Origin of the sequence: Aliiglaciecola lipolytica E3, from assembly GCF_000314975.1 — a bacterium.
Taxonomy (GTDB): Bacteria; Pseudomonadota; Gammaproteobacteria; order Enterobacterales; family Alteromonadaceae; genus Aliiglaciecola; species Aliiglaciecola lipolytica.
Map to the genome: position 1 here is coordinate 50,323 of NZ_BAEN01000037.1, position 24,352 is coordinate 74,674.

Sequence of the window (24,352 nt, forward strand, 5' to 3'; positions counted from 1 at the left end):
TCATTCCTAATCACAATGTATCCCAAGGAATTTGTATGAATTAATACGGACGAATTTACATGGACTGGAATTTACATGGACAGCCATGCTAAAAAGCTGTTCATTTTGAAAGGGAATATATATTTGTAATTGCACAAAAAAAAGCAAAGGGATAATCCACTTTGCCTTTTAAATTGCGTTTTATTTATAATTGACTGAAATTAGTCCAGATATTCAATCCTGAGGTTATCGATCACCACAACACCGCCACTTTCCGTGCGTAATTGTAAAAATGAACTGTCAGTTGCGGTAAAACCGGGTATCACCAATTCTCCTAGACTGTGTTCATTAATCAGAACAGAATAAAATTTCGAACTGCCACCATGCATTGAATTTCCGCTGCTGGTGGAGTTGTTATCAACGTAAACGATAAAGTTATTGTCCCCATCCGGATCATTGAGACTAACGATATCCATCACGATCTGATAACTCTGACTAAGGTCCAGTGCGCCATTGGCTGCAATGTCTGCTGAAGAGGTCGCCACATCTGGTGCAGATTGGCCAAGGGTGAAGCGTCCACTGTCTAGTCTCAGTGCACCATCGATGGTTTCCACTGTCCCACCGGTTTTAACATAGAAAGACGCCGTGGAGTCATTCGCTAGACTTTTATAGTCTGCACTGAAGAAGTCGGCATCCCCCACATCAAAACTTTCGCTTAATACAGCATCCGCGGGTAAATATTCGATACGTAAATTATCAATCTCTACCGTGCCGCCGCTTTCTGTTCGTAGTTGAATAAACGAATTCGCTGTGGCGACTAACCCGCTGACTTCAATACTGCTTCCAGGGGTTAGGCTGGTGATCAGTTCCGAATACATTTTCGAACTGCCACTGTGCACAGATTTACTGCTGCTGGAGGTATTATTATCCACATAGACAATAAAGTTGTTGTCTCCATCTGGGTCGTCAACACTAACCACATCCATGGTGATTTTATAAGGTTTACTGAGATCAAACACCCCAGCTGAATCCGTATCCGTTTCAGCGGTCTCAACGTCGGGTGTGGTGTTACCTATTGTGAACCGGGCACTGCTCAAGGTCATTTTCTCATCGGTAATACTGATGCCGCTGCCGCCACCGGTAATATAGTTCAACGCTGCTGTATCATCGTCAGGCATGGTTTTGTAATCTGCCGTGAAGAATATCGCGGCATCCGCAGCACTAAAATCCTCTGAATAGGGTAGGGATACATCGGTAGTTGAAGGCGTATCGCCTTCAATATCCGGAATATCCAATCCACTTTGATCGAGTTTGTTAACTCCAGAAAAAGCGATGACATTGGCTTTTACTACATCAGCATCTTCTAACTCATAGGTATAAGGCACAACATAACTACTGGTTGGTGTTGCGTCTGGTCCAGCTGATACATCGTTACCTGATGGTGTTGTCCAGGTCACTCCTAACCCAAATATATTACCGCTGGTGTTCCAATATCCAATCACATCTGAATAAAAAGATACGATAGGGTTCTGAGTATTTTCAAAGACATTGTTTTCAATCAGCAGTTCTGCGCCAATTCGAGAGTTGATCCCAGTAGAGTGGATGTCATTGTAATAGTTGTTATACAAATGACCTTTTCCATATCTAAACAGGGGCAAACGTGACTCAATACTTTCAAATCGGTTGTGATGGAAAGTAATATTTCTGTCAGTATTGTCAGACGTATCATTTTCAGTGTGACCGTGTAACGAGGCTTTCCAATGGTCATGCAAATAGTTGTAAGAAATAGTGATATTTTTCGCACCGCTCTTACTATCTATCAAGCCATCGTAATAGTCTTTGTCAACATTTAGCGTACTGTAAAGTTCATTATGATCAATCCAGATATTGCTAGTGGTTGAGCCATCATCATCCCCCTCGATAGAAATTGCATCTTTACCACCGGTTAGAACATGATGGATAGTTAGGTTTTGAATAATAATATTGTTAGCTCGACGAATCGAGATCCCAATACCGTCAAACTCACCTCTATCTGCAACACCCACAATTGAGACGTTATCCATATCTTTGATATCGATTGAACGTCCGCTACCGCCGCTGTTTGCATCGGTAATGGTACCGTCTACATAAATGATAATAGGCATGGCTGCGTCACTGGCTTCTTCAAGCGCGGTAATCATGTCTGCACCATTATTTACCGTAACTACCATTCCGCCAGCGCCGCCAGTTAGGTCAAAGTTATATCCCGCAAATCCTTTATCATCCAATATTTCACCTATGACAGGTTCATTATTGGCAGTTGGATCCCAACCTTGGTCATTGTTGTAACTGGCAAATATCGAGACCCGATCGGTGAGGTTTATTACTTCACTTTCTGTAAGCAGATAACCTCCCACTCTTGAACTTAAATCCAACAGATTACCTTGCATATCCATACTGCCATACTCACGCCAGCCGCTGGTTGCAGTGGCTGTTTCTGGGTTGGGAGCAGGTTGTCCATTAACACCCAATGTCGCCCAACCTTCAGTGGCAATGTGGGTATCGAATTTATTATTAATTAAGGTGACATTATCATAGTAACTGCTGCTGCCTCCGCTACGGGCGATGTAGGTAGAGTTATCTAGTACATCATTGCCAATAGGGCCTGGTCCATGGGTAAATTCGCTGTTAAGAAAAATAAACCCGGGGTCAGTTGCATTTTGCACCCGCGCCTGCAATACATAACCACCTGAGCTATCCTGATCGGGATCACCGTTTTTAGAGTCACCTATGGTACGTATTTCACTTTCTTCAAACAGTGCAGTGACAGGATAACCCCAGATGAAATCTACGTTGCCTGCTACCAGTGTGTTATAGAACCAGGTGTAGCCTTTTAACAATAAGGTGTCTTGTTCACTGATAAAGTTCGCATCTTTGGCAACCAATCTGTTGGGACTATTAAAATAAATCGTCTCAGCCTGATTAGAGTAAAGATTTGAGCGAATATGGTCGTTTTTCAAGGTTAAGTTGCTCAAGGTGAGCAAATCAGCGCCTTCAACCAAGAACACACTGCGCCCGCCGTTTGGTGAGCCTGTTCCTGGGGCTTCACTGCCACCAGAGCCACCATTACGGGATTCGTAGTTATCGTAGCTGATAATAGTGTTATCACGGCTTTCACCGTTGATGGTTAGATAGTTTTTATTGCGCATATACAATAGCTCATTGTATATGCCGTTTTTCACTGAAATTTGCGCAGGTGTATCGGCAGCAACGTTTTCCATCACATAATTTAATGCCCCTTGAACGGTTCTGAAATCTGCATCACCGTCATCATCAACGGTCACCGCCGTGTCAGTTGGGCCCGCTGTTTTAGTAGTAAAATACCAGTTACTATTTTCACCTAGGCCAACAAATTCAACCCCATTGAGTTGCACATTAGTGGCTACATCGTCACCCACAACGACATAATAGGTTTGATTGTACGCTAACAGACTGTTATGTGGTTTGATTACCAAATCATTACCCTCAACTCTGATTAAATCAGTGTTGACTCGACGAACACGGCTTTGACCTGAATATCCAAGAGCATCTATTTCTCCGCTGACACGGATCACATCAACGAGTGTATCGTTACTGGCATCGAATATTCTTACTTCACCCACACTACCTAGGGTTGGCTCGCTATCAAAAGTGACACGTAAGCTCGCATCAATATAGGCCTCTGTAGCACTAATGGCAGGGGAGAGTTTGGTACTCAGGTCACCATAATTCTGGGTTGGCATTACAAACCCTTCGGCGACAGTGATATTAATAGTGCGAACAATGGTGTCATCAGAACCTGATTCAATATACAAGGTGCTGCTGCCTGCGCCAATGGGCGTGATGGTAAGCACATTACCCTCAAGGGAGGTTGAGACTACGCTTGCATCTGAATTGCTAACGGTGAAGGTGTCTGCGGTTATCCCGTCACTTTGAACAGCGGTGATATTAATCACCAAAGGATCACCTGTAGTGGACGTTTCCCACTCCGGTGACTTATAGTCCAAGGTTAACTGCACAGGTTTAATTGACGGATCACCTACTTTTAAGTCATCTAGTTCAAATGAGCGGTTATTAGTGAAGATACCTATCAGGCCTTTATCTGTATAGCTGGCATCCGTCGTTGTACCGATTTTTTCCCCATCGAGATAAACGGTTAATATATCGTCAATCATTTCGAAGCGAACTGTGTACCATACCCCATCGGTTCCATCTTTTTCTCCGAGTAAAATCGGTGTTTTAGTTTGTACCGGACGAGATATAGAATTCGCAGTACTTATTGCCACCTCAGTTTGGGTGCTACTGGAAGAGTTTTGGACATTTAATCCGCCTCCATACCAATTACCTTCACTCTGGTAACGACCTAATAAAAAGATTTGTTTATTGGCTGTGGTACTGTTTTGTCTTGGGCGAATTCTGGCTTCGATGAAGTAGTTGCCATTATTAGGAATATTGGCCATGGCGGCTTCAGTGAACAACATGATTTCACCACCTGCGCCGCCTGCGGTATAGCGCAGTACTTTATTATCTTCATCATCTAGGGTATCAAAGAATCCAATTGCACCTGAGTCATTATCTGGCTGTGCAATTAATTGATAGTTGCTGGTAGAACCGGTAGCGAAATCGTCGCAATAGTATAGCTCTGGTTCATTTTCACAACTGAACGTGCTGGCACCTGGATCGTCTGCTTCTAAATATTCGATCCTCAGGTTATCAATGACAACTGTCCCGCCGCTTTCGGTCCGCAGTTGTAAGAAAGATGTTTGGGTTGCCACAAACCCCTCTATCTCAAGAGTTTCCCCCGCACTAAGAGATAAAATTTGTTCACTATAAAACTTAGAGTCACCACCGTGAATCGAATTAGAGCTACCACTAGTGTTATTGTCCACATAAATGATAAATCCGTTATTTCCTTCTTCATCTTCGGTGCTGACAATGTCCAAATAAATTTTATATGGGCGGCTTAAATCGAGCAATCCAGTGGTAACAGTATCGTCGCCTGTTGTTGAAACATCAGGTGTGCCATTACCTATGGTAAAACGGGCACTGGCGATACTGAGTTGACCTTCGGCAATGCTTAAACCACTACCACCGCCGGTAATGCTGTACAAAGGTAACGCATCATTACCAGGAATCGATTTGTATTCCGGGGTAAAGAACAATTCGGTGGTCGTTTCAAAATCCTCTGAGCTGAGTAAGTTTTCGTTGATATATTCAATACGAATATTGTTTACAACTACCGTACCACCACTTTCAGTACGCAACTGCAAAAACGAATTTTTGGTAGCAATTATGCCGGGAACAATGAGTGTACTTCCCGGTGTTAGGGTGTTGATGAGTTCACTGTAGAATTTTGATCCGCCGCCATGCATTGAAGCTGAGCTGCTACTGGTATTGTTATCTACATAAATTTGGAAATTGTTATCGCCATCAGGATCATTCACTGAGACAATGTCCATGACCACGTTATACGGACGACTTAGGTCAAATACACCTGTGCTAGCTGTATCGTCTGACGTTGTAGTAGCGCCTGGCATTGCGTTACCAATAGTGAAACGGCCACTGTCCAATTCAAGACCTGATTCAATCACAGACACTGAACCACCGGTTTTGGTATATAGGGCTACATCCATACCGTCGCCATCAACAATGGTGGCAAACTCTGTGGTGAAAATATCCACTCCCGCTTCATCAAAGTTAACGCTAAAGGGCAGGCTTACTCGCGGAATAGAAATCGGCTCTTCAGGTTCTTCTGGCTCTTCCGGTTCTTCTGGTTCAACAGCATCAGCATTGGTTTCAATAATTAGGTTATCGATGGTGATATTACCACTGCTATCAGTTCTGAACTGAAAAAACGAATTAGTAATATCAGTGTTTAAGATTTTTGCTTCGGGATCACTTGGATCTAGGCCATTAACATCAGCACCTGGTACATAGGTATAGCTAAAACGCTGCCCAATTGGGAATTCATCCTCAGTGATTGAGCGGCCAATGAATTTAGAAGCCGCGCCATGAACAGAGTTATCTTGTCCGGTGGTGTTGTTATCAATATAAATATTTAACGAACCAGAGCTGGTGTGAGACACCACATCAAAACTGATGGTGAAACCCTGACTGATGTTAAAAACCCCCGTACCTTGGGTATCGCTCGCTGAAGTTTGTGCCAATGGGTTGCTAGCGGCATTCCCGATACTGAAACGGTCTCCAGCCAAGGTTAACTGGCCTAATTCAGCGTTTAAAGAAGGACTACCACCGGTTTTAAAGTACATAGGGCCGGTATTTTCGTCGGTTAAACGTTTGTAAGTAGATGAGAAAAAGGTGGTTGTATCGGTGTTAAAATCTTCTGATAAAGCTGGTTCGATGGTATTTGCCCGTTCGACCAGTTGTTCTAATTCGATGGCAGCTTGCGCCTCACTTAACACCAATAAGTCGGTTTTAGGATCGTCATTGGCATCGCAATTTTTAACTGCTGTAGCCACGGCGGTACTACCATCGGCTAAACATAAGCTGTACACCTGGTCAACGGTATTGAATGATCTGACAATCAGATAGGTGGTGTTGGTGTCGGAAGTTAATTTAAGGGCTCTGCGGCCAAACATAAGCTCATAGGTTCCCATCGTTTCTATATCCCCATTGAATTGGGAATAGGAACCTTTACGTTGAGAACTGTCGTCTGGCGTAAAGTTAAAGGTATCTTGTATCGCCGTGTCACCTTGTAAAAACGGGTTGTAAACTATCCCATTTAAATGGTCCAGGTTGAATGTATTGGCAAAAAGGGTGCCGTATTCTGTTTCTAAAAAGTTGACGAAATGGGCAACCGCACTGTCAAACGGTGCTAAGGTAGTCATCGCGCCGCCAGCATTGGCTAACCAAGGTTCAACGTCGGCTGCGAATTGTTCAGCTGGTCGGTCGAAAAAAGCTTCAATGGTTTGTCCATCGGCCAATAGCATCGAGGCAGCCGCGGCTGCATTTTCACTAATCTCAATACCATTTGACGGATCGCCATCTATGTCCAGAGCCTGCAATAGTCTCAATGTATTCACTACAGACTGATCAAACGGCGTGTCAGCGTTAAATAAATTCAGTGGTGTTAAAATACTGGAGACAGGCACTCCAGGAAATTCAAAATCACCAATAAAGAAAGTGATAATTTCGCCACGAAAATAGCTAAATTCACCGTTACTATTGGTTTTCCCGTCGGCCACGGATTCAGAGCGATAGCCTAATCCGGAAACGGGGCTATCGACAAACTGACCAGTGAGGGCAGGGGCAGGTAACTCTTTGACATTGGTAGTACTTTCCGCACCACATCCAACTAACAGTATTGTACTGACAATACTTGCTGCTAGCGTAAATTTGTAATTCATTTTTGTTCTCCCAAGAGTAATTGGCGCTTGGCACTATTCACTCTTTAAGTTCCTATTGAATAAATTGCATTTATGTTCGTTTCATTTCTTTAGGCATAAATAGTGAGGTTATTTAATAAAATTTATAATCCACACCTATTTGGAAGGTTTTCCCATATTCTTCTTTTTGATACAGAATATTGCCGCCACTTTGTGCATTGCCTTGGAAGTAACGCAAGTCGGACTCGTCAGTTAAGTTAACGGCATCGAAATACATGTTGATTTGATCGTTAATCCGATATCTCGCTTTAAAATCTATAGTGGTGATAGCGTCTTGATATCTGTCTGACCAATATTTACAAGCGCGTGTATCCGATTCACTGACACCAGTAGGGCAAGCTCCGACTTCTTCTAAGATTTTGGCTCTGTGATTGCCAATTAAACGGAATGAAAACACATTATTTTCCCAACCGAATGTTAAGTTAGCGGTAGTGTCAGCTTGATCAGGCAAAGGAACGTTTGAAACACGTATTGAATCATCTAGTTCTGCTTCGCTGTCTAAAAAGGTCATGTTACTTTGCAGGAAGAAACCATTATCAAAGTATTGGTTGTAACTAAGCTCAACCCCAACTACATAGGCTTTATCACCGTTTAAGGTAATATTGACATCATTAAGTACAAGGTTTTGTGGAATCACGAATTCGGTCACCTGAGCCACAGGTAACGATAGTGGCAAATCTTCTAAAGACTGGGTTATACCATTCACATCGACAATAAAATTGTCTATGTCTTTGTAAAAAATCGCCGCTTCCATAAATAGATTTTTACTTGGATACCAACCAATTGATGCGTCGTAATTGACAGAAGTCATGGCAACCAAATTAGGGTTACCGACATCCAGCGTATTATTAGAACCTAAAATATAGTCTTGTAACTGGCGAACGTTCGCACTTCCCTGAGAATCGTCACAATCGTCACTGGCCGGCGGACAAAGCTCAATATCCTGATCAAACTTGGCAAAAGCACGCGCTTGTTTAAATGAGGGGCGGGTATAACTGCTCCAGATAGAGGCACGAACCAGAATATCTTCAGTGGGTTCATAACGCAGATGTGCACTAGGATAATATTCACTGTAAGTTATGGATGCTTCAGGTAATGGAATGGCAATATCCAGACTTCCGCTACCTGCGCCATTAAATTCAAAATCGTCATTTTCTAACGACAAAAAGCCAGTTGATGAAAATTCGGTTTCTGCATATCTGACACCTGCAATTAAAATTAGATCATCATTTAAAGGTACTTCAGCCATCAAGTAAGCAGCTTTAGTATCTTCAATTATGGTGTAATCTTCTTTGGTACTGTCAATGGACAATTCGTTATTGGTCGCACTTTCCCGAGTTATTTTGGATGAGGCGACTATGTATTCAATTTGGTCTTGGTTAACAAATGGATAGAAAAAATTACTATTTTCAGGAATAGCGCTAGGGTAATCAGCGTGATTTGAGTTAACTACTTCAATACAAACTGGATCGCCATTACAGTCATCACTACTGGGATCGTAACTGGCCCGGTTCTTATCGCGTACATGACTACGATTTGAAAACGCCACACCACCTTTTATGTAATTTAAGTGGGGCAAAAAATACTCTTTGGTTAAATTAATTTCACCATTTTTGATTTTATCTTCGCGCGTACCGTCTTCTAGAAACAAATTGTCGAATTGAAAATTTGACATCTGCGAAGCATCACCTGAACCTGATGTGCCGAAAATGCTATTTTCAGGATCGTAATCAAAGCCGCCTAATTCAGCCGCTTCTTCCGGCGTAACCGCGCGACCAATGATGTTATCTCTTAACCCTTGGCCATAAACAATTAGGTCTCTTTCACGGAATTGTACTCGTCTGTCATTAAGTGATTCGTCAGTAGTCTGTGATTGTGCGTATTCATAATCTAATACCCAAGTATCACCGAGTTTATTCTCGCCACCAATGCTAAAACTTTTTGTTGTGGTATCACCACCTTGAATAAAATACTGATGAAAAATATCGATGTCGGTTAGGATAAACTCTTTGGTATCTCCATTAACATAGGCAATTTCACCGCTTCCAACTCCTCCAGCATCTTGAAAGTCATAAAATTCCCGTAACGCGATGTCTTCATCAGAAAATTTGGTTAAATTGCCACGCACATAATAATAGGAAAGATCATTCGGTTTGAATTCTAGATTGAGTGATGCTGCACGCCTTTTTCGATTTGCGACTTCTCGTCTAAGTTCTAATTGACTCGGACCTAAAATCTCAGGGCCAGAAGCCTGCAATGCATTCCCTTCGTCTGTGTCTTCGAAGCCAATGTCAGCTTGATAAAATCGCATCTCAGTAGTGCTATGATGACGAATTTCATCAACTTGAGTTTTACGATTCTCTGTAGAAAGAGCAAAACCAACACCGACTTTTTTATCTAATAAAAGCTGAGTGCCATCTAAACTAAATTTAGGAGAATGTTCTTCGCGTAATTGACTGTACGAGTCTTGCGCTCTAAATTTTAAACTTGACTTACCTCTATCATAAGCTGAAATCGCTTTGACATTTACAGTACCGCCTATTGAGTTGAGGTTTTGATCCGGTGTTAGGGTTTTTAGCACCTCTATTGAGCCTAGAATATCCGCGGGAATTGCATCTAATCCAACTTTACGATCATCACCAACACCAGAAAGCTCAGAGCCATTAAGATTAACAGAGACAAACCCCGGTCCTAAACCACGGACAGATACGAATTTACCTTCTCCTTCCGAACGTTGAAGAGTCACCCCGGGCAATCGACGTAATGACTCCGCTACATTCTGATCAACAAAATTGCCTATGTCGTCGGTAGCAATTACAGAACTAAATCCATTTTTCTCTCTTTCTAAATCTCTGGCTTTTAAATCAGCCTGTTTTATACCAACTACTTCTACTATTTCAATCTCTTGCTCATTAGCTGTGTTGTTGATGTTCTCTTCAGATTCTTGATTAGGTAAGTTGGTAATAGTTTGTTGCACTATTTCTGGTTCTGCATTTTTTTCTTCAGCAGCTATCGTTTGTGATGATGTACACATCAGCGGGATAGCAAGGGTCGATGCAAATAGCAAAGCTTCCACTTGAACAGGCTTCATTGGAATTTACTCCTTGGCAATTTCATTAATATTGTTTTTTGGCCACTAACTTTAGATTCGCCATCGGTGGCATAATAATCTATATTATATACTTTATTCTTGTTGCCACCGGTGGCATTCTAGGGTTTGGTTAAACTGATGTCAATAAAATGTTAATGATTGGTTCGGCTATTTGAAATTTATTTTGACTACTATTAATGAAAGGTCATTTGTTCATAATCAATAAATGCTTTAAATCCAAGTTTAGTAATTTTGGAGTTAGGGTCGCGGTCTAACATCTACATTATCTTATAAACTCGAATGGCATTAAAAAGAACAAGGTTAAGAGTGAAACTTCGTATGTTCAGAAACATTTTTTTGAAGAAAATAAGCATGTTGTTATTTTTAGTACTTCTATCATTTGAAAGTAAGCTTGTAATGGCTGGTGATACGAGCTTAGCATTTGAAGGCGCTTTAGGTTTTGGCCGCTTTACCCAAGGTGGTAATGGAGGCGAAATTTATGTTGTCGATACGTTAGATGATAGTAGTAACCCTATAAAAGGGATGCTACGGCATGCTGTAAACGCTAAAGGCCCAAGAATTATTGTTTTTACAGTTTCGGGGGTTATCGAATTGGTTAAACCATTAGAAATTAAACATGACTTTATCACTATTGCAGGGCAGACCTCACCTAAAGGGATCGTGCTGAAAGGGGCTGAAACACAAATAAAAGCTAATCAAGTGATTATCCGTTATTTACGTTTTCGACACGGGACGTCAAATCATCAAAGTGATGCGATAACGGCAAAGCGAAATTCAAACATTATTATTGATCATTGTTCAATGAGTTGGGCCAATGATGAGGTGGCTTCCTTTTATAATAATACAGACTTTACACTACAATACAGCATCATAAGCGAAAGCCTTAATGATGCTGGGCATAACAAAGGAAGTCATGGTTATGGCGGAATTTGGGGGGGACGTCGTGCTAGTTTTCTATTTAATGTGCTTGCTCATCATACAAGTAGGAATCCACGAATAAACGGGCACAGATTAAAACCAACTTATTCTCAAGAGGAAGAATTTGCAGAGATAAACAATAATGTAATTTATAATTGGTCCAAAAATTCAGCATATGGAAATGAAAACGGAAAACTTCATTTTATAAATAACTATTTTAAACCAGGTCCGAGTAATGGTCCTATCCGTTTTTTTCAGTTACTCAATTCAACTGAAAAAGGAGCAAATGGACGCGGCTTTTTTCGTGGAAACGTGATGGTAGGATATCCAGAGATATCTAATCTGAACCGGTTAGGGCTACCCATTAAAAATCAGAAAACTTTGCAGCCCGAAGACATTCGTTTGATTCATGAAAATTTTACGCTCGAGCAACTTTTTCGACCACTAAATATTCACACTGTCGATAATACGGTTGACGCGAAATTTGCTTATCAGCGCTTAATTGTTGATCAAGAAGTGGGAGCAAATCGAAATCGCCATGGCAAAAAGTTGGACTCTGTTGACTTGCGTATATTAACTGAAATTAAATCAGCAACTGCATCGACCGAAACTGGAATCATAGACTCGGAATTGCAGGTGATAGAAAGTTGGGATAGTTATGCCTCTGAATTTTCCAATGATGGAGTCGAGCATATCCCTAATTTATACATGCAAAACAACCAGCAAATAGAACTCTGGTTAAATAATTTAGGAAAATTCTAACCGATAAATAACACTAGGTTTTTAAAGTTAACGACTGCGAAATAATTGGTAAATTGTCCTTAAGTTTACGGCAATTATTGTCAATTCAAGTAAGGTTGTGCCTATGGATCCTACAATAATATTGTTGGTCAACCAACATAGGGCTCCAATTAATAAGCCCAAACGCATGACGATTCCCTGTAAACAAAAAATCGCATAGGTTCCTATACAACTACCTAATATAGGAAACATATCATACCAATTATCAGTTAAATGTAGCCCCCAAAAAAATGTTATAAAAATAAAGGTGAATGCTATTTTTTTGGAGGCGGTTTTAAGCGATATCGCGGTTCTTACTATCGCCAATACAGCACTTAAGCAAGCTGTTTCAGCTCCTAGTAATGCAAAATGAATTGCATGATTAAAATTCAACAAAAGCAACATTACTTTTAGTTTTCGATCATTTTGTTGATAGAAACATACGATGCCAAGCACAAAACTTAACATACCGATCCCTTGAACTAAATTGAATTCAGGAAATGACATTGTGCAAATAATCTCACTAGGAAAAGAGGTACAAAATCCAAACAAGGGTTAGAATATTTGGTTGAAAATTGACGATATTAAAAATACGAAAGAAAGATTAGCAAAATTCTTTAAATCTTTTTCTACAAATAACCTATTTTTTCAATTATCTAATAGGATATTAAAATAAAGCTTTCTATTCTTTGCCTTGCATGTAAGTGCCGAGGTCCGTATACTATGCGCATCTTTTGAGACGGGCTCCCTCTGAATTGGATAGTAACGTCTCGATTAGTTGGTTTAGCTAGCTAAGAAACCGCAAGAAAAGACACGGGTATCTATAAATGACTTTGTTTTAGTTGCTCAGTTCTTGCGACCACTATTTTCGACTAAACGCGAAACTTTAGTTAAGCGTAATTTAAAATGTCGGATAGTGGGTTAGGGTCCAGAAACAAAAAAGCCCCGCTTGTACGGGGCTTTTTGTTGTTAATATTGGTTTTCTAAATCTGGGCTTTTCGCCCTTTTTTCGTATTTGGAGCTTTATTTTTGTCACAACTTGAACAAAAACTGACGGACATGTTGGCTGCACCAGTTGAAGCGACAGGCTTTGAACTGGTGGGAGTTGAGTTTGTTCGCGCCGGAAAACATTCTACGCTACGTGTCTATATCGATCATCCCGAAGGCATCACTGTTGATAATTGTGCAGATGTAAGTTTGCAAGTAAGTGCTGTACTTGATGTGGAAGATCCGATTAGCACGGAATATAACCTTGAAGTTTCTTCACCTGGCATGGATAGGCCTTTGTTCAAAGAAGCACACTATGAAAAGTGTATTGGCGAAGTGATCGCAGTGCGTTTAAGAATGCCAATGAATGATAGAAGAAATTTTAAAGGCACGTTGCTCAAAGTAGACAACGGTAATTTAACGATAGAAGTTGACGGTCAAGAATATGTTCTAGTCGTAGCAAATATCGAAAAAGGTAATTTGGTTCCAACATTTTAAGAGAAATTCATATTAGCGCTTTCTCAGGGAAGCAATCAGTGAGGCAACGATGAATAAAGAAATTTTGTTAGTGGCAGAGGCCGTTTCAAATGAAAAGCAGGTTCCCAAAGAGAAAATCTTTGAAGCATTAGAATATGCAATTGCCAGCGCTACTAAAAAGAAAAACGAAGGCGAAATAGAAGTAAGAGTTAATATCGATCGTGAAACTGGTAATTTTGATACTTTTCGCCGTTGGTTAGTGATACCTGATGATCAGGTGCAAGAAAATCCGTATGCAGAAATCACGTTTTCTGCTGCGCAAGTTGATGATCCAGAAATTCAACTTGGCGAATATATCGAAGATCAAATCGAGTCAATTGCATTTGATAGAATTACAACGCAAACCGCAAAACAAGTAATTGTGCAAAAAGTACGTGAAGCAGAACGTGCACAAATGATTGCAGAATACGAAGACCGTGTTGGAGACTTAGTTACCGGTACGGTTAAAAAAGTTAATCGTGATAACGTAATTATTGATTTGGGGAATAATGCTGAAGGCGTAATTTATCGCGACGATATGTTACCGCGAGAAACATTCCGTCCAGGCGATAGAGTGCGTGGTTTATTGTACGTGATTCGTCCAGAAGCACGTGGTGCGCAGCTGTTTATCAGTCGTACTCATCCAGACATGTTGGTTGAATTATTCCGCATTGAAGTTCCAGAAATTGCAGAAGAAACGTTGGAAATTAAGGCAGCGGCTCGTGATCCAGGTTCTCGTGCAAAAATTGCCGTAAAAACTAATGATAAACGTCTCGATCCTGTTGGGGCTTGTGTAGGTATGCGTGGTTCTCGTGTTCAAGCTGTGTCAGGTGAACTAGGTGGTGAGCGTGTTGACATCGTATTGTGGGATGAAAACCCAGCACAATTCGTTATTAATGCAATGGCGCCTGCAGAGGTCGCATCAATTGTAGTAGATGAAGATGCCGGTTCAATGGATGTAGCTGTTGAAGCAGACAATCTTGCTCAAGCTATTGGACGCAGCGGTCAAAACGTTCGTTTAGCCAGCCAATTAACCGGTTGGACATTAAATGTCATGACGGTTGAAGATCTTAATTCTAAACACGAAGAGGAAAACTCTAAAGTACTAAGTGTGTTTATTAATAGTCTAGATATTGATGAAGATTTTGCTGCTGTGTTAGTGGATGAAGGCTTCAGTACAATCGAAGAAATTGCTTATGTTCCAGTGAATGAATTATTGGCAATTGATGGTTTTGACGAAGACATGGTTGAAGAATTACGTGGCAGAGCTCGTGCCGCTTTGACAACCCAAGCTTTGGCAAATGAAGAGTCGTTAGAAGCTTCTGAGCCAAAAGAAGAATTACTAAACCTCGAAGGTATGGAGCGCCATGTGGCATACGTACTTGCAAGTAGAGGAATTACAGACCTTGAAGGCCTAGCCGAACAAGGTACTGATGAAATAAGTGATATAGAAGAACTGGACGAAGAAAAAGCCGGGCAGCTAATAATGGCTGCACGAAATATCGTCTGGTTTAGTGAAGAATAAGTAAGATCAACAAGAGGAATACAGCTATATGGCAGAAGTCTCCATCGAAAAACTAGCCACCGACATAGGCACTCAAGTTGATCGCTTAGTTCAGCAGTTTGCAGACGCAGGTTTAACGAAAAAAGCAGGTGATATGATCACCGAAGATGAAAAGCGTCAATTGCTTGATCATTTGAGTAAAGCACATGGTGGCCATGGTTCAGAGGGTCCTAAGCGCATGACTTTACAGCGCAAAACGACAAGCACGTTAAGTGTTGGTAAGTCTAAAGCGGTAAAGGTTGAGGTGCGCAAAAAACGTACATACGTGAAGCGAAGTGATATCGAAGAAGAGCGTTTAGCAGAAGAAGAAGCTAAGCGTAAAGCACAAGAAGCACAGGAAAAGCTTGAAGCAGAACGTAAAGCGGCAGAAGAAGCGAAAAAAGCCGCTGAAGAAAAGGCAAAAAAAGCCGCTGAAGCAAAAGCGAAAGCTGAAGCCGAAAAAGCAGCGCGAATCGAGCAAGCGAAGAAAGAAGCTGCGGCGCGTCAAAAAGAAGAATTGCAGTTGTCGCCTGAAGAAAAGGCAGCACAAGAAGAAGCGAGGCTTGAGGCTGAGCGAATTCGTAAACTTCAAGAAGATGAAGCACAGCGCAAGCTCGAAGAAGATGCGAAAAAGGCCGCTGAAGAAGCAAAACGTCTAGCAGAAGAAAATGAGCGTCGTTGGAAAGAAGAAGAAGAACGTCGTAAAAAGCAAGAAGCTGAAGAAGTGCATTTACACTCTAATCGCTATGCTCAAGAAGCAGAAGACGAAGAAGATGCACAAGTTGAGCGTAGCTCACGTAGACGTAAGAAATCGAAAAAGAATGCAGGTGCAGATCTTAAGCACGGCTTCAATAAACCTGCTCAGCCAGTAGAACGTATAGTTCGTATCGGTGAAACAATCAGCGTTGGTGAATTGGCCAATAAAATGGCTATTAAAGCCACTGAAGTAATCAAAACCATGATGAAAATGGGTGAAATGGTTACTATCAATCAGGTGCTCGATCAAGATACAGCGGTATTAGTTGTAGAAGAAATGGGCCACAGATATGAATTAGTGAATGATAATGCGTTGGAAGACGAGTTGTTAGCGGATAAATCATCTGGTGACAAAGAAAACAGAGCTCCTGTTGTTACTATCATGGGCCACGTTGACCACGGTAAAACCTCGCTACTTGATCATATTCGTCGCGCAAAAGTCGCTGATGGCGAAGCGGGTGGTATTACGCAGCATATCGGTGCTTATAGCGTCGAAACTGATAATGGACGTATCGCATTTTTAGATACTCCTGGACACGCCGCGTTTACCGCTATGCGTGCTCGTGGAGCAACAGCAACCGATATCGTTATCTTGGTTGTTGCAGCAGACGATGGTGTCATGCCGCAAACCAAAGAAGCTATCCAACATGCTAAAGCTGCTGGTGTGCCTTTGATTGTTGCTGTAAACAAGATGGATAAAGAAGCTGCTGATCCAGATCGAGTTAAAACTGAACTATCTCAATTGGAAGTTATTTCCGAAGAGTGGGGTGGTGAGCATCAGTTTGTACATGTTTCTGCAAAAACAGGTTTAGGTATCGATGAATTGCTAGAAGCGATTACGTTACAAGCTGAATTACTTGATTTACAAGCTGTACCAACAGGTCCTGCTAAAGGTATTGTTATTGAATCACGTCTCGATAAAGGTCGTGGTCCAGTTGCTTCCGTACTTGTTCAAGAAGGCGAGTTAAAAGCAGGTGATATTCTACTATGTGGAATCGAATACGGTCGTGTTCGTGCGATGCGTGATGAGAACGGTCAAGAAGTCGCTGTCGCTGGACCTTCTACTCCGGTAGAAGTGCTAGGTTTATCTGGTGTACCTATTGCTGGTGAAGACGCGTTAGTCGTTCAAGATGAACGTAAAGCTCGTGAAGTAGCGAGTAAGCGCCACATTAAACAACGTGACTTAAAGTTAGCGAAGCAGCAAAAAGCTAAACTCGAAAACATGTTTGCTAACATGGAAGCGGGTGATGTTAGTGAATTGAATGTTGTACTAAAAGCTGATGTTCAAGGTTCTGTCGAAGCTATCTCTGAATCATTGACTAAACTGTCTACAGACGAAGTAAAAGTGAATATCGTCGGTAGTGGTGTGGGTGGAATAACTGAAACCGATGCAAGTTTAGCCGCTGCTTCTAGTGCGATAGTAGTAGGGTTTAACGTTCGTGCTGATGCTACTGCACGCCGTATGATTGAAGCTGAAGAAATCGACTTGCGTTATTACAGTGTTATTTATGATTTGATTGACGAAGTCAAACAAGCCATGAGCGGTATGCTTGCACCAGAATTTAAACAAGAAATTATTGGATTGGCTGAAGTACGTGATGTATTTAAGTCACCAAAACTTGGTGCAATTGCTGGATGTATGGTAACCGAGGGTAACATTAAGCGTAGCGCACCTATTCGTGTATTACGTGAAAATGTAGTTATCTATGAAGGAGAGCTAGAATCTCTCCGCCGCTTCAAAGACGACGTGCAAGAAGTACGTAACGGCATGGAGTGTGGTATCGGCGTTAAGAATTACAACGATGTTAAGGTCGGTGACCAAATCGAAGTATTTGAAACCGTAGAAGTAAAACGCGAAATCTAACCCGCGCGTTTTCAAATTAAAATGAATACGGGGGCTTAAGCCTCCGTTTTTGACTGGAATTTAGGAGTGTCAGTATGGCTAGAGAATTTTCCCGCACTGAACGAGTAGGGCAACAGATCCACAAAGAAGTGGCCAGTATTTTCCAAAATGAATTTAAAAATCGTGATCCACGTTTAGGCATGGTAACTGTGTCTGGGGTCGATGTTTCACGCGACCTAGCTCATGCAAAAATATACGTAACCTTTTTTGAAACAGATGAAGAAAAGCTAAAGTTGTTTAATCAAATTATGGAAGACAACAAGGGTTTTATTCGTACCTTATTAGCTAAACGAATGCGTATGCGCGCAGTCCCTGCATTGAAGTTTTATCAGGACACATCAATCACAGAAGGAATCCGAATTTCTACTTTGGTGTCTCAAACCTTAAATAAAGATAAAGAGCGTGCACTAAAAGCTGGGCGCGACTTGGATCAAGAAGATCAGGAAACGGACGAAAATAAATAATGGCAAGAAAGCGTAAAGGACGTGCAATAGATGGCATGTTACTTTTGGATAAGCCATTAGGTTTGTCCTCAAATGATGCTCTACAAAAAGTTAAACGGTGCTTTAATGCTGCAAAAGCGGGTCATACCGGTGCTTTAGACCCGCTAGCAACTGGTATGTTGCCTATTTGTTTAGGTGAGGCCACAAAATTTTCTCAATTTCTACTAGATGCGGATAAAACCTATTCAGTCACGGCAACATTGGGGATACGGACAACTACTTCTGATGCTGATGGTGATATTGTTGAACGTAACCCAGTCAACGTATCGAAAACACAAATTGAACAAGCCTGTATGAGCTTTGTTGGCAAATCGCGTCAAGTGCCCTCCATGTTTTCAGCATTGAAATATCAAGGTAAACCTCTCTATTTTTATGCCCGTCAAGGTATTGAAGTCCCCAGAGAAGCTAGAGATATCACGATTTATTCGTTAATCATTGAACGAATAGAAGGTGATAAAGTTGACATGTTAGTTCATTGCAGCAAAGGAACCTACATACGCTCATTAGTTGATGATATCGGACAAGTCCTAGGATGTGGGGCGTTTGTTAGCCGTTTACATCGTTCAAATGTTGCTGATTATCCTGCAGATAAGGTCACTACCCTAGACGATCTATTTGCAATGCGTCAGGAAATTGATGATAACAATTTAGATTTGATGGATAACCAAAGCTTCGAAGCATTGGATCAGTTGTTACTAAGTATGGATTCACCTGTTAAAACCTTACCTGCGGTGGAGTTAGAAGCGAATAGCGCTAGTTATTTTTGTAATGGCAACCCAGTCACCGCTAAAGATGCACTAGTCATTCCTTGTCAAGTCCAAGTCAGAGTTTACTCTGAACAGCTATTTTTAGGTGTTGGATTTATTGATGAAAATCAACAAATTGCTCCTAAACGATTAGTCGTAAGATAAGCTAAAAACAAGTTATCTGTTGGTGTGCGAAATCGGCTGACTGATGATAATGGCATCTGTAACTTTAAACGGTGTGGGCATTATGTACTCAGGACGTGCGATGAAATTTGGAAGGTGTTGTGGCAGATCATAACTGGTTTCGATAATTCGAAACGTGTTAGGTTGTTCAGATTGGTATTGGATTTCAATTTGCACTGGTTGTTGATCTGTTGCTACGTAATACAATATTGAGCTTTGACGCGATCTACTTTGCGTCATTTCAAATGCTTTTTGATTTATTCGCTAAGCGGAAACTTGTATTGGTTCGCTGCTGATGAGCTGTATTGAATTTATTTGGCGAACCGGTGTTATTGTTATACTTGTCGTTTTAAAATCCTTGTTTTCCTGGGTATGGTTTGCATTCACTTTCGACGCTTTTATATTCAACGGTTGAGTCGGTGTGACATAGTTTGCTGTTCGGCTGGCTCTGCTTTCTACCAACCCCGAAAGTAGATGGTTACCTCTATCATCGACACTAAAATATTTTTCAGTAAATTCATCCAAATTCGGCTCATACGAAAAAAGCATAGCCTGTTGAGATTGTGTATCGTACAGATAGTTAATGCTGCTCGGCTTCTGGCGTTCTACTGAATATTCTGCGTTTGAATGAACTCCCACAAAAGCAAACGAAGCGCCCGCTAAACAAACCCAAAAAATACTTCTCGTTCCTTTGATAAAAAATAAAATTGGTAATAACGTCACGAAAAGCAAAGTGCTCATCAAAGTTGCGATTGCTAAGCTTGATAGTCCTAAACCAATTACGAACACAGGTATTAAAGGCGTGATGATGATTAGGCTGGGCAAACTGAAAAGTGTATAAGTGATCGCTCGTCGTTCTGGTGAGGTTTTATATCTGAGCAAATTTCCGAAAATAGCCAATGGTGCTATTGCCAAAATAATAAAAAAGCCTGCACCTGTTAAATATATAGCGATCAGAATGTTTATGATCACCCAAGTTGCAATTATTGGAATATACCATTCAGCCAATTTAATGAGTGGAAATCGATTAATAGTTAAATTGTAAACGCACACAGTTGCACAAATCGTTAACAGTATTGCTGTCGCGATAATGTAATGGCCGCTATAAGTAAATCCTTGAGGAATATCATTAAACTGTGGGTAGAGCCAGGTTAGAATTCGCCAACCGCCTATACCAATTAGTAAAGCAAAACCGATACTTAAGAACAATGGAATCAATGCGATAAAAATCGATACTATGCTTAAGTTTAGACTTTTAATCGCGTTAATCGCGGTCATAATAAATACTAACGCGACCAAAATGCTCATTGGCAGTACCAAAGAAAACGGATAATCAAATAACCCTAAGTTGGCAAAGTTAAAATACACCAGATCTTTTTTAGAGTGCAGTTTTTCCAAATCAAAATTAGCAAAATAGGGAAGCAAAGCAGAAATATAAGCGATTTGATGATTTAAGCTTTTACTGTCGAGTCGTTCCATGGAGTCTTGTGCAGTATGATAATCGAAGTGATCATCAATAAAGGCAAAATTGACACCGTTTATATCAGCTTCTTCACGAAACACCGTCAAATCGGTATCATTAGGCAGCATTTTGTAAATGCTATACATTAATGAGTTTGCTGCAGGGTATGGGATTTTGGCATCACTGAGGCTTTGAATAAGTCTTTTGTTACCTTGATTTGTTTCCAATAGTGTAAAACTAGCACCGCCAGAGCCTCGTGCCTCGAAATTCAATACCAGTCCTATTTTCTTAGCTAGTGGGTGTTCATCGATGAAACCATGTGCGCCTAACAATCCGAGCTCTTCAGCATCGGTAAAAATGATGTATATGTCGTTTTCACGATTTATGTCGCTTTCTAACAGTGTTCGTGCCGCTTCTAAAACTACCGCGACTCCGCTTCCTGCATCGCTTGCACCCAATGAATAGGCTTTGGCAGAATCGTAATGTGACATTAATGCAAGCGCTTTTTTATTGGCAGGTTGTGATGTCGCTGGGATTTTAGCAATAATATTGGAAACGTTAGCTGCGACTAAGTGTTTCGACGAAAGAGCAAGCGTGTTTTGAATCTCCACTTCTAGTCCAAGTTTTTGCAACTCATCGTGCAGATAATCGCGTACGTTATCGTGCTCTTCAGAGCCAGTGTAGTGGGGATGTTGTGAAATTTTAGCTATGTGACGCCAACTATTGGCAGTGATAAATTTCGTATTTCCTATCTTATACTCAGCATCTGCAGAGGGGGATTGTGTAAACCATGAAATAACTATCGTTGAAACAAGCGCAATAATAACCAAACAACTGATTAAATTAGTGGCAAGTTTTTCTCGAACAGGCATGGCATTCCCTTTTTGGTTGTTTATCTAGCTTAATGCATAAATGCAAAGTTACCAATTTCTCTTTATCGCATTTCAACTTCAGCTTATTGATATCTTTTAATCTGTTTTTTGTGGACAGGCATGTAAGATGTATCGTGGACAGGCATACAAAACAAAGTTTCATGGACAGTCATACTTTATTTAGTGATTCACGCTAATATATACTTAAATTGTTTCGAAAATCTGTGTTCGAAAGTTGTTTGTGGAGTTTGATTGTCTGAGTGATTTAATTAACGTAGTCAGAACATCTTATTAGACATTTTACCTTGATAATAAGCTCGGCAACGCTATAATACGCGCTCCTTTGGCTCGGCTGAATTAGTGATCGGCGAGTCTTCATTTAATTTGGAGAAAATTATGTCACTAACTACTCAAGAAACTGCACAAATCATTTCCGACTTCGGCGTTAAAGAAGGCGATACTGGTTCACCTGAAGTTCAAGTTGCTTTGTTAACTCATAACATTAATAAGTTGCAAGGTCACTTTGCTGATCATAAGAAAGACCACCACTCACGTCGTGGATTACTACGTATGGTTAGCCAACGTCGTAAATTGCTTGATTATCTTAAAGGTAAAAACCTAGATCGTTACCAAGATTTGATTAAGCGTTTAGGTCTACGTCGTTAATTCGATTAGATTATCTGAGAAGGCGCCGCAAAGCGCCTTTTTTGTTGGTGTTAGGCAAACAGTTTAGATGTTATCGTTGTTTTCAAGTTGATTAAAAAATGCCTCTCTTTCGGATTCAGAAAGAATACCGACAAAAGGAGAGTAACGACGAAGTTTATTCATTTGTTCGCTTTGAACACAAAGTTGCGCCACTAAACTGTTTATATCATCTTTTAACTCAAGCACTGCCCACCAATCTAAATAGATACTTCGATAAATTAAATTTGATTTAAAACGAGTCTCTAATTTATCTTCTACTTTTTCAATTAAATTTGGATTCTGTAGAAGTTTTTCTCCGATCCTTTTATGTATAGCTAATAAGTTGTGATCTATAAGTGTAGGCTTCTTATTTTTCATATTGGTTAATCAGCTTTTCTTGATCATCAAGTAATGGAGCTAACATTGATTCTAATCCGTTAAGCTTCACTTCATACATTAGCGCTAATTGTTCACCTAGCTTGCCTGAAGGAAAGCCTTTTTGATGAAACCACACTAAATAAGGCTCGGGTAAATGTAGGAGCTTCCGGCCAGCATATTTCCCAAACGGCATTGTTTGATTTACCGCTTCTTTTATTATCTTTGCATCAAACATGGTTTATTTCTTACCTGTTCATCTTACTTTTATAGTTCAATAAAATGACTTTATTTTGAACCAAGTTTTCTCTAAAGCGCCACTATTTTCGTCGAGGACTTGTCGTCCGGCATTTCCACAATTCAACGCTTTGTCAGGGTTACTTAACCAATAACTACATTGACTAACTATGTCATTGGTATTTTTCACAATCACTAGTGCCCCTCTTTGCGCTAAAATTTCACAAATTAGCGGATTATTGTAGGTGTTTGGACCCATAATGACAGGAACCGACAAAGCTGCAGGTTCTAAAGCATTGTGCCCGCCTTTGTCAGCAAGTGAGCCGCCCACAAAGGCAATGTTAGCTATTTGATAAGCAGAGTTTAATTTGCCCATTTCATCGAGTAGGACAAGACGTGTATTTGGGGATATTTGCTGTGACTCACTGGTGCATTCAAACGATTCATTTTGATTTTCTAATATTTTTTTAACGGTTAAAAATCGTTCTGGATGACGAGGAACAATAATTAACCTTAAGGTTGGGTGAGTCTTCCAAAGTTGTTTCATTGCACTTAATAATGCTGACTCTTCCAGTTCATGAGTGCTGCCTGCAACAAGAGTAGGGGTAGCATTTTTATTTATGCCCTTGAACGTATCTTGTTTAGTTTGCTGTGCCGCTGCTTGGTCAAACTTAATGTTTTGAGTTAATGTGATTCTGCTTTTATCAGCACCTAAAGTTGTGTAATTTTTATAATCTCGTTCTCCTTGAGCACAAATATGGCTTAGCTTGTGAAGCATAGGGGAAAATAAATATTTAATTTTGATGTAGTTTTTAACGGAACGATCTGTCATTCGAGCATTTATCGCTAGAACAGGTATTTTCCTTTTCCAACAGACATGAATTAAATTTGGCCATAATTCCACTTCGGTTATCAAAACCATTTTAGGTTTGATGCGATTTAACATTAGGGACATTGATATCTGCAAGTCAAAAGGGAGGTAAAAATGATGTACCGTTTTGCCAAAAATATCTCGTACTCGTGCCGAACCTGTAGATGTTGTTGTGGTTATCGTAATTTGTGCATTGGGTTCTTCTTGCATTATCCGCTTTATCAAACATGATGCGGTGACCACTTCGCCGACCGAGACACAGTGAAAAAGGTATCCATTCATCTTCGGTGGGTGTGACACAAAACCGAAGCGTTCGAATCGACTGTGATCAACGTCCTTATTCCGGTTACTGCTCTTGTAGAGCAGGTATAATGTAGTAAATGGGATGGCAAGAGTCAGTATAAAAGAATATGCCCATCGACATACGTCTTCTTTTAATGAAGGAGCGTAATCGTTTGGCAGATCATCGTTCATTTCTGTATTTTTCCGAATATTCATGAA

General features: G+C 40.7%; 15 protein-coding genes. 7 read left to right on the top strand and 8 right to left on the bottom strand.

Features of this window, described 5'->3' with window-relative positions; genetic code table 11:
- Positions 1 to 200: 200 nt before the first annotated feature.
- Both GLIP_RS08940 and GLIP_RS08945 read right to left on the bottom strand, forming a co-directional pair.
- Positions 201 to 7,364 (bottom strand): pectinesterase family protein, encoded by a 7,164-nt coding sequence (locus tag GLIP_RS08940; protein WP_008844289.1) that lies wholly within the window; start codon positions 7,362 to 7,364, stop codon positions 201 to 203.
- A gap of 112 nt (positions 7,365 to 7,476) precedes the next feature.
- The gene (locus GLIP_RS08945; RefSeq protein WP_008844290.1) at positions 7,477 to 10,494 is read right to left on the bottom strand and encodes a TonB-dependent receptor; all 3,018 of its coding nucleotides are present in this window, start codon (positions 10,492 to 10,494) and stop codon (positions 7,477 to 7,479) included.
- 372 nt (positions 10,495 to 10,866) lie between these two features.
- Between GLIP_RS08945 and GLIP_RS08950 the strand changes: the two genes are divergently transcribed.
- A complete protein-coding gene (locus tag GLIP_RS08950) occupies positions 10,867 to 12,195 on the top strand; it encodes a pectate lyase family protein (protein ID WP_008844291.1) in 1,329 nt (442 codons plus the stop codon).
- Positions 12,196 to 12,222: 27 nt separating this feature from the next.
- Here GLIP_RS08950 and GLIP_RS08955 read toward each other — a convergent pair whose 3' ends face one another.
- Positions 12,223 to 12,720: a YgjV family protein gene (locus GLIP_RS08955; RefSeq protein WP_040522489.1), complete on the bottom strand. Its 498-nt coding sequence runs from the start codon at positions 12,718 to 12,720 to the stop codon at positions 12,223 to 12,225.
- 522 nt (positions 12,721 to 13,242) lie between these two features.
- On the opposite strand from GLIP_RS08955, the gene rimP reads away from it, so the two are divergent.
- The 5 genes from rimP to truB all read left to right on the top strand — a co-directional run bounded on the left by rimP (position 13,243) and on the right by truB (position 19,332).
- Entirely contained in the window at positions 13,243 to 13,698 is a 456-nt protein-coding gene (rimP, locus tag GLIP_RS08960; protein WP_008844293.1) for a ribosome maturation factor RimP, read from the top strand.
- A 49-nt stretch (positions 13,699 to 13,747) separates the two neighbouring features.
- A complete protein-coding gene (gene nusA, locus GLIP_RS08965; RefSeq protein ID WP_008844294.1) occupies positions 13,748 to 15,241 on the top strand; it encodes a transcription termination factor NusA in 1,494 nt (497 codons plus the stop codon).
- 28 nt (positions 15,242 to 15,269) lie between these two features.
- Positions 15,270 to 17,879: a translation initiation factor IF-2 gene (infB, locus tag GLIP_RS08970; protein WP_008844295.1), complete on the top strand. Its 2,610-nt coding sequence runs from the start codon at positions 15,270 to 15,272 to the stop codon at positions 17,877 to 17,879.
- A gap of 74 nt (positions 17,880 to 17,953) precedes the next feature.
- A complete protein-coding gene (gene rbfA, locus GLIP_RS08975) occupies positions 17,954 to 18,382 on the top strand; it encodes a 30S ribosome-binding factor RbfA (RefSeq protein ID WP_008844296.1) in 429 nt (142 codons plus the stop codon).
- The gene (gene truB / locus GLIP_RS08980) at positions 18,382 to 19,332 is read left to right on the top strand and encodes a tRNA pseudouridine(55) synthase TruB (protein WP_008844297.1); all 951 of its coding nucleotides are present in this window, start codon (positions 18,382 to 18,384) and stop codon (positions 19,330 to 19,332) included. Before rbfA ends, truB begins: the two co-directional genes overlap by 1 nt.
- A 12-nt stretch (positions 19,333 to 19,344) precedes the next feature.
- Here truB and GLIP_RS08985 read toward each other — a convergent pair whose 3' ends face one another.
- Positions 19,345 to 19,590, bottom strand: a complete 246-nt coding sequence (locus GLIP_RS08985; RefSeq protein WP_008844298.1) for a hypothetical protein — start codon at positions 19,588 to 19,590, stop codon at positions 19,345 to 19,347.
- 24 nt (positions 19,591 to 19,614) lie between these two features.
- Entirely contained in the window at positions 19,615 to 21,684 is a 2,070-nt protein-coding gene (locus GLIP_RS08990; protein WP_008844299.1) for a M20/M25/M40 family metallo-hydrolase, read from the bottom strand.
- 396 nt (positions 21,685 to 22,080) lie between these two features.
- Between GLIP_RS08990 and rpsO the strand changes: the two genes are divergently transcribed.
- Complete coding sequence (rpsO, locus tag GLIP_RS08995; protein WP_008844300.1) at positions 22,081 to 22,350, top strand: 30S ribosomal protein S15; 270 nt, start codon at positions 22,081 to 22,083, stop codon at positions 22,348 to 22,350.
- 63 nt (positions 22,351 to 22,413) lie between these two features.
- On the opposite strand, the gene GLIP_RS09000 is transcribed toward rpsO, so the two are convergent.
- From GLIP_RS09000 to GLIP_RS09010, 3 genes are read right to left on the bottom strand one after another with little or no spacing between them, the layout of a single operon-like run.
- Complete coding sequence (locus tag GLIP_RS09000; RefSeq protein WP_040522493.1) at positions 22,414 to 22,746, bottom strand: hypothetical protein; 333 nt, start codon at positions 22,744 to 22,746, stop codon at positions 22,414 to 22,416.
- Entirely contained in the window at positions 22,736 to 22,981 is a 246-nt protein-coding gene (locus GLIP_RS09005; protein ID WP_008844302.1) for a DUF3820 family protein, read from the bottom strand. The genes GLIP_RS09000 and GLIP_RS09005 overlap by 11 nt, the downstream gene beginning before the upstream one ends.
- Before the next feature lie 36 nt (positions 22,982 to 23,017).
- Positions 23,018 to 24,349, bottom strand: a complete 1,332-nt coding sequence (locus tag GLIP_RS09010) for a 3-deoxy-D-manno-octulosonic acid transferase (protein WP_226992202.1) — start codon at positions 24,347 to 24,349, stop codon at positions 23,018 to 23,020.
- Positions 24,350 to 24,352: the final 3 nt, after the last annotated feature.

What these genes read in the sequence shown, in the direction of transcription:
- GLIP_RS08955 (WP_040522489.1), bottom strand. Translation starts at nt 12,720, where the DNA reads ATGTCATTTCCTGAATTCAATTTAGTTCAAGGGATCGGTATGTTAAGT.
- GLIP_RS09000 (WP_040522493.1), bottom strand. Translation starts at nt 22,746, where the DNA reads ATGAAAAATAAGAAGCCTACACTTATAGATCACAACTTATTAGCTATA.
- rpsO (WP_008844300.1), top strand. Translation starts at nt 22,081, where the DNA reads ATGTCACTAACTACTCAAGAAACTGCACAAATCATTTCCGACTTCGGC.
- truB (WP_008844297.1), top strand. Translation starts at nt 18,382, where the DNA reads ATGGCAAGAAAGCGTAAAGGACGTGCAATAGATGGCATGTTACTTTTG.
- GLIP_RS09005 (WP_008844302.1), bottom strand. Translation starts at nt 22,981, where the DNA reads ATGTTTGATGCAAAGATAATAAAAGAAGCGGTAAATCAAACAATGCCG.
- GLIP_RS08945 (WP_008844290.1), bottom strand. Translation starts at nt 10,494, where the DNA reads ATGAAGCCTGTTCAAGTGGAAGCTTTGCTATTTGCATCGACCCTTGCT.
- GLIP_RS08940 (WP_008844289.1), bottom strand. Translation starts at nt 7,364, where the DNA reads ATGAATTACAAATTTACGCTAGCAGCAAGTATTGTCAGTACAATACTG.
- GLIP_RS08985 (WP_008844298.1), bottom strand. Translation starts at nt 19,590, where the DNA reads ATGACGCAAAGTAGATCGCGTCAAAGCTCAATATTGTATTACGTAGCA.
- rbfA (WP_008844296.1), top strand. Translation starts at nt 17,954, where the DNA reads ATGGCTAGAGAATTTTCCCGCACTGAACGAGTAGGGCAACAGATCCAC.
- GLIP_RS09010 (WP_226992202.1), bottom strand. Translation starts at nt 24,349, where the DNA reads ATGAATATTCGGAAAAATACAGAAATGAACGATGATCTGCCAAACGAT.
- GLIP_RS08990 (WP_008844299.1), bottom strand. Translation starts at nt 21,684, where the DNA reads ATGCCTGTTCGAGAAAAACTTGCCACTAATTTAATCAGTTGTTTGGTT.
- nusA (WP_008844294.1), top strand. Translation starts at nt 13,748, where the DNA reads ATGAATAAAGAAATTTTGTTAGTGGCAGAGGCCGTTTCAAATGAAAAG.
- infB (WP_008844295.1), top strand. Translation starts at nt 15,270, where the DNA reads ATGGCAGAAGTCTCCATCGAAAAACTAGCCACCGACATAGGCACTCAA.
- GLIP_RS08950 (WP_008844291.1), top strand. Translation starts at nt 10,867, where the DNA reads ATGTTGTTATTTTTAGTACTTCTATCATTTGAAAGTAAGCTTGTAATG.